This is a genomic window from Rhodopirellula maiorica SM1 (genome assembly GCF_000346295.1).
GTDB lineage: Bacteria > Planctomycetota > Planctomycetia > Pirellulales > Pirellulaceae > Novipirellula > Novipirellula maiorica.
Genome location: NZ_ANOG01000288.1, coordinates 1 through 6396 on the forward strand (window position 1 = coordinate 1; position 6396 = coordinate 6396).

Genomic DNA, 6396 nt, shown 5'->3' on the forward strand with positions numbered 1-6396 from the left:
AAAGGCTTCCTGCACCGCATCTTCGGCCGGTTCCCCGACCGCGCGGGCGATCATTAGCAAGCGATCGGCATGCTGTCGCCACAGCTCGGAAAGGGTTTCCGCATCGATCACGCAAGCTCTCGGGAGTAGGACGGTTTCTGGTCGGAAATTAAAAAAAAACGCGGCAATCACGCCTATCAATACAGCAAGGATGCCGCCAGCGGCCCCGTGTTTCAGAGAATTTGCGTTTTATTTTAGTCCCAGCGAAAGTTCACGTAGCTGTCAGTCATCGCTCCAACCGCGGCAAGCTCGACGGAAGCGGAGAGGTCGCCACAAAGGGCCACCGCATATTTCCCCAGAGCTCGCCTTCGCTCAAACTAGTAAGATCCGCTCCGCAGAATGCTCCGTCCCCCTTGGTTCCCTTGGTTTCTCGTTCCCCTGTATTCTCACGCTTCCTCAGCGATTCGACTCGCATGAAAGCGGTCTCGTATGAGGCGTCTCGCTACACCGTCGTGGCGCGTTGGTAAATTGCAGCTCTGAAGCTGCCTAAAGGATCCGAATTTATTTTTCTGTCCGTTTTATTGAACAGCTTATTGCCCCGGATATCCGCTGATGTCGATGATACGATCCTGAAATACAAACCGGGTCTGCCCTGTGCGTTTGGCATAGGCTTGCAACTGGTCTGCGACGAGCGTTGTAAGTGCAGCACGTCGCATGAAATCCAAATCGCGAAAGTTTGTGCCAACAGGATTAAGTGATGTGGGGACTTTGGCATCAACGTTTGGTGAAAAGTCTGGATCTCGTTGATTAATAAACTCAACATCGGTATTAGGTTGAACAGCGTCATAATCAAAAGTGTTTTCCGGATCGATAAGTCGATCTTGGTCACTTCGTCGGATCGCAAACGCAATTCCGTTTGCTCCGTCCCGAATGACGCGAAAATCACCGAAGACAAACGTTGCAGCGCCGTTCAGTTTGGCGCGAGTGTCAATTAGCGGCGTTACACCAAAGATACCGTTCTCAAGTTGCGTTGTCGGATCCGGGCCAGTAACATCCACATTCGTGTTGATGTCTTTGAATCCTAAAGCGCCGGGTGGTGCTGCCGGATCTGGAACATTGAATTGGTCCAGTTCTATTAAGAAGTGCTCCGTTCCAGGGATCATTATTGTTTTCGGATTATCGCTCGTACCGTGTGTGTCTGTTGCAAACTGATCCACATAATCAATCACTACCTGCGTCGGCCGCGTTCCCGTGCCGATCGAGAAGTACTTGTTCGTGTTGGTTCCGAAGACATCTGCCGCCTCTTTAGATGACAGAGCAACCCCTAGGAAAGGTACCTTTGTCTCTGCCGTCAAAAAATTGATATAGCCGGGAAACGGATCCCCGGTTGAGAAAGGACCATCATTCGTTACGACCGTTGCGAATTCACTGGAGAAATTTACGTTGTCGGAAAAGATTCCTCCTGAAAAGAATGACCCTGTTCCTCCGGCTAGAGCACCGAGACTAAGCGAGCTGCTTCCGCCAAAGAAACTGGCCGAGCTGCTGCTCGACTCATTTGCCAGCAGCGGGCCCCCGCCGCGACGGATTGTCGGTGTTGCCTGAACGATTTGCTCGTCTTCCTCCTCAAAGGGCTGCAGTGTCGAGTCCTCGGCATTGCCTTCGTTCTTGACCACCGGACCAATCACAGCTGGAGTGGGGTGCTGTAGTTCGGGTTCGGTCTGGATCGCAGCAGCTAAGCGAATTTCGAAAGGCTTTAGTTGCCAAGCAGTGCCAAGCGAATCCACGCGTCGCATCGCTCCGCTTGAATCGACCGCAAACGTGTTGCCGCCGGTGACCATCCATGCCTGCTGTACTTGGGACTGAGCGACGACTGTCCCGTCGACGACCTCGAATAGTCCTCTATCCGGTTGTTTCTTAAGTTGAACAATTGCACGCCCCATTTCAAGCATTAAGTCGCCGCTCACCACGGTTAATTCGGTATCGCCATGGTGTGTCAGTCTCGCTTCACCCTGGGTGATGTCGATAAACCAATGCTGACTCCTCTGCTCAATTGCAATAGTTGTTGAAGCATCAAGGGTGACGACCGGACCGTCGGTGAAAATCATCGCGATCTTGCCATTTTCTCCCGTGCTAATCGTGTCCCCTGATATCAAGCCACCGCCACGAATCACACGCAGCGATTGCTCGCCGCGTTGCACTTTTGCATGTCCGGTACACAAGGTAACCGTGCCTTGCCATTGTTCGGCCTCGGCGCCGATCGCACTGAGATTGGAGGCGAAGCACGCAAACACTGCGAAGACTGCAAACGAAATCATTTTCGAGAATCGTAAAGCCATGATTCCATCCTTGGAATGAGAAGTACTTGGTTGTTCAGCCGTGTTGGGCTAAAGCGTGAAAATCAGCTGCGTGCTGAATAGGTGTCGGTCGTAGTCGTAGAAAGGGACACCGAACAGGTTCTCGGTATCCGTTGAATCATTGTGTATGTACGTGTAGTCGAGACGAAGACTAACGGGGCGAACGAAATTCTTCTGCAATCCCGTCCGGACTTCCAAGCGATCATCATTACGGGGGCGACCGAAGAAATCGAGGCTATTGGGGTTGTCGTAGTCGTCCCATACAAAGCGGACATCTAGGTCGGCAATCCAGCTACCGCAAAACGGCCGTTCGATTCGCCCGGTTGCCATGTTAGATGTGTGGTCAAAGTCGGAACCGTCCGAATTCGTGTCGGCGTACTGGTATCCTGCGTAGATTCGCCCATTCCCACCAAAAGTGTAGAGAGCTTGAGTTATTCCGAAGCGATGAGTCTCCGCGGACTGCTGTTGAGCAGCGATCAAGGCGGGCGCGCGGGCATCGACCGGATTGAACTCGTAAAACACCGTTGTGTGACCGTTGGTGCCCAACCGGCTGAGTGAGGGCGTCAGCCTATGCTCGCTTGCAAATCGAGACTCGTCGACCAGAGTGTGATGGAATTCGTAACGAAGCGATCCAATCAAGTTTTCCAAAAGCAACCCATTTGTGTAGGCACCGCCCATGTAATCCTGTACATCGAATCGATTCAGGTCAAGCTGAAACGTGTTATAGGTGCTACCGACCAGACCGAGGTTACCAATGTCAGATGTCAGCAACTGCAGATCCAAGAACGATGCCATCAGAAATCGATAGTCATCGTAATCGATATTGGATCCTAGGCCTGAAAACTTCGGTTGCAGCGGCACGTTGCTATCATATTCGCCAGCAAATAGGATTGTCACGTTGTAGTTTTTGTCGGCGGTCCTCCGGTTACTAGCTTGGCGACGCGTCGTCGCCTGTGTTCCGGTGATCGTACTGCGGCGCTGCGTAACATCGACCGGAACCTGCATCACGACCTGTTCGATTTGTGCCACTTGGCTGTCGTCGTAACCCGCGTTCCGCAGTGCAACTTCCGCTCGCTCTGGTTGATTCTGGCGGAGGATCGCGAGTCCGCGCAGATAATGTGAATAAGAATCGTCTGCGTTGTCGCTCAGGTACTGATCGACAGCCATCTCACACTCGGCCGCTCGATCAAGATGCAGATACCCGGCGGCCAGATATTTGCTGGTACCTCTAGGTGCATCGGGTCGAGATTCGATTTCCTCCAGAAACGCAACACCTGCTTCGACATCTCCGTTCTCGAGACTCCACATTGCGGCGGCGTAAAGAGCCGCCGTGTCCTCGGTATCGGGCTGACCCAGCACTTCAGCTGCTTTTCGATTGTTTCCTTCGAGCGATTCAACGATGGCAAGGTGAAATTGCATCTCGAGGTCAATCGCATCGCTCGAAGGAATGCGAGAAGGTTTCGTAAACTTGACCGCAGAGCCTGCGTGCTCTGGTGCTATTGTAGATTCTTCACTCGCGAAACTGGAAAATTGCTCGCCGTCGTTCGCAAGCAGATTAGCGATGGGCAGTTGAAATAAGGCCAAGCAGATACATCCGATTGAAATCCTTAGGAAGAGCCATGCACTTCGATGGGGAGTGGCGTTTTCTCGACGACTCATGTTCAGTTCCATCCCATGGTTGGTGTATCGGACAAATGGCCTCAACAAGAATGCCGGGCACCTCTTTCAGGGTGTATCGACGGGGGCCTGGTGGAAGGGGAGTGGGCGTCTTTGGAAATCGGAAAAATCGATTTAATCGGACCGGAAAATCGAAATATCTTCAACAACCGTTAGGATCCGTTTTCCTTGACCGAGCAGACGGTTCGTCGATTGGAGGAGCAAATATTCGCAAAGTCGCTATTGAATTGCGGTTTGGAGTTGGCATTGGCACCGTTTTCGACGATGCGTTGCGTCTGTCCTGGTCGGCAGCAGGTGGCTTGTCAGGTTTGGAATCGCTTAGGGAGCTTGAGCGACTTATTCCACTAGGTGATCTAGAAACAGGATGCATCGGTGGCGCCATTTGGCGTAGGTCTCGTACCACCGCCTGTCATCCGTATTGTCGATCTATTGGAGAGGAGGGACGTGGCGTGTCTCGGGTACTGGGGAGATCGCAAGAAAACCTCGCGATATGGAAGATGTCCCATCCAATTCGCCACAAAGGGCCACCGCATATTTCCCCAGAACTCGCCTTCGCTCAAACTAGCAACGTCCGCTCCGCAGCACATTATGCTCTGTCTCTTTGGGCCGTCTCCTAAACAAAGCTCGGCCGATTTACATCTACTGTCATCGGGACTTTGGCTTCAATGAAACGCTTGAAGAACGCTTCCATCCCATGTTTGATTTCGTAGTCGCGTTCTTCAGTGTACAGCGGCACGACCGTAAAAAAATGAACCAACTTGCCATCCTCGCGTTGCAAGGGTTGGCCAAGGTTAGCGAAGTCTGGGAAAAGCAGAAGACAAGTTTGATCTGTGTTTGGCCCAAGCGGCTCAGGCGGATTCGCACTCGGCACAATGGCTGCCGGCAAGCCGAGCCATGTGTTGTTTAGGTGAGGATAGTAGGCCATTCGCCGCATCCAATTGAACGGCCACCGAGTCTGCAGATTTGCTTCATCGCTCCTAGAAGTGGGCCAATCGGCAGGCAGGTGCAGCACCAGTTCTGCGTACTGCCATGCCTCCTGTCTCGGAGGAGTCGTCATTGGGCGATCGCTCATCCCGCTGGTGAACAAAACTCGATAGAGATGTTCGGCGTTAGGACTAATCGTATTGATCGAAATCGACATTCCCTCAAGCGGCGGAAGGATTTCTTGTTGCCCCATCTCATCGACTGGTCCGAACCGAACGGTCATGTATTCAATAATCTGGTGGTGCCGATCAAACTCAGACGTTCGGTTGACCATCCTGTGCGCGGGTGGCTCCCAAACTGGCTTGTCCACACCTTCGATTGGCCGTCGACATCCGTGAACTCTTAGTAGTTGTACAATATCCCCGTGGCCATTTTGTTCAGCCTTTGTCAGCGCATTGATCAATTCGCCCGAAGGAATGCGGTAGGACACATGCGGATCGATGTCGGTTTCTTCCACGAGATAAGAAACAACTTCGGTGTGTCCCTCGACCGCTGCACGCAACAGAGGGTTTCGCAAAGCATGCGAGATATCAAGTTCCGAACCGGATTCGACCAAGTAACGAGTAACATCCGTAAATCCGCTTTCCGCAGCATAGGTAACAGCAGGGGCTTCATATGTTCCGCCTCGACGATTGAGTTCAGCTCCGTTCTCGACCAAAAACATGACAATTTCTAGCGTGCTATACGTCGCAGCCAAATGCAGAAGGCTGCTATCACCTTCGTAATTATTGCATCTAAGGTCCTGCGGCTCAAAGATCTTGCGAACACTTTCTAGGTCGCCATTGAGGATTGCTTTCTCTAGTTGCGGTTTAATATTCATTGTCGTGTCGTCCATCGATCCCTCCTCTCGCAGTCCCACTTCCAAGATCACGAAGCTTTCGGCAAACCTGCTCACAAGTTTTGTCGCCAGTCGCAAAAACTTCTCGAGTGAGTTTATCACATTCGTCTTCGTTATGACGAATGTCTCAAGGCCTGGAGGAGACGCAAAATATTTTCAAGGGACTCACCTTCGCTCAAACTAGCCACATCCGCTCCGCATCATGCGCGATAGTAAGCACACTCACCGCCATGTTCAATTTTGGGGCGTCCGGCGTAGCCGTTCAAAATAGCTTCCGCTTGCTCAACAGGCGCGAAAGGCTCAACGGTCACGTCACCTACGGTCGCATCGGGAATCGTGATCCCGTCAATCTGTTCGAGATTGAACGCCGTGTAATGCCGCAGCACGGGTACGGTGATATCATCACTGGTGTGTTTGTCTTTGGTATCGTAGAGCTTCCAGAAAGTAACAAGCGATCCTTTCTCGCCTTTGCGAACGTTGCCGCCCGCAGACTTGGCTTGCTTGAACGTCATCCAGTAATCGGATGCGTATCCGCATTCCCAGGCACGCATGCCGAGCAGCAGC

4 protein-coding genes are annotated in these 6396 nt (G+C 52.2%); all 4 read right to left on the bottom strand.

Going from position 1 to position 6396, the window contains the following annotated elements; translation table 11 throughout:
• Positions 1–569: 569 nt before the first annotated feature.
• Positions 570–2315: a FecR domain-containing protein gene (locus tag RMSM_RS09485; RefSeq protein ID WP_081614099.1), complete on the bottom strand. Its 1746-nt coding sequence runs from the start codon at positions 2313–2315 to the stop codon at positions 570–572.
• A 48-nt stretch (positions 2316–2363) separates the two neighbouring features.
• Positions 2364–3752 carry a hypothetical protein gene (locus tag RMSM_RS09490; RefSeq protein ID WP_144057519.1) on the bottom strand — a complete coding sequence of 463 codons (1389 nt, stop codon included), beginning with the start codon at positions 3750–3752 and terminating at the stop codon, positions 2364–2366.
• An 871-nt stretch (positions 3753–4623) separates the two neighbouring features.
• On the bottom strand, positions 4624–5829 hold the full coding sequence (locus RMSM_RS09495; protein ID WP_144057520.1) for a suppressor of fused domain protein: 1206 nt from the start codon (positions 5827–5829) through the stop codon (positions 4624–4626).
• A 203-nt stretch (positions 5830–6032) separates the two neighbouring features.
• Positions 6033–6396, bottom strand: a 364-nt coding sequence (locus RMSM_RS09500; RefSeq protein ID WP_144057521.1) for an ArdC-like ssDNA-binding domain-containing protein, incomplete at its 5' end; no start/stop codon positions are given.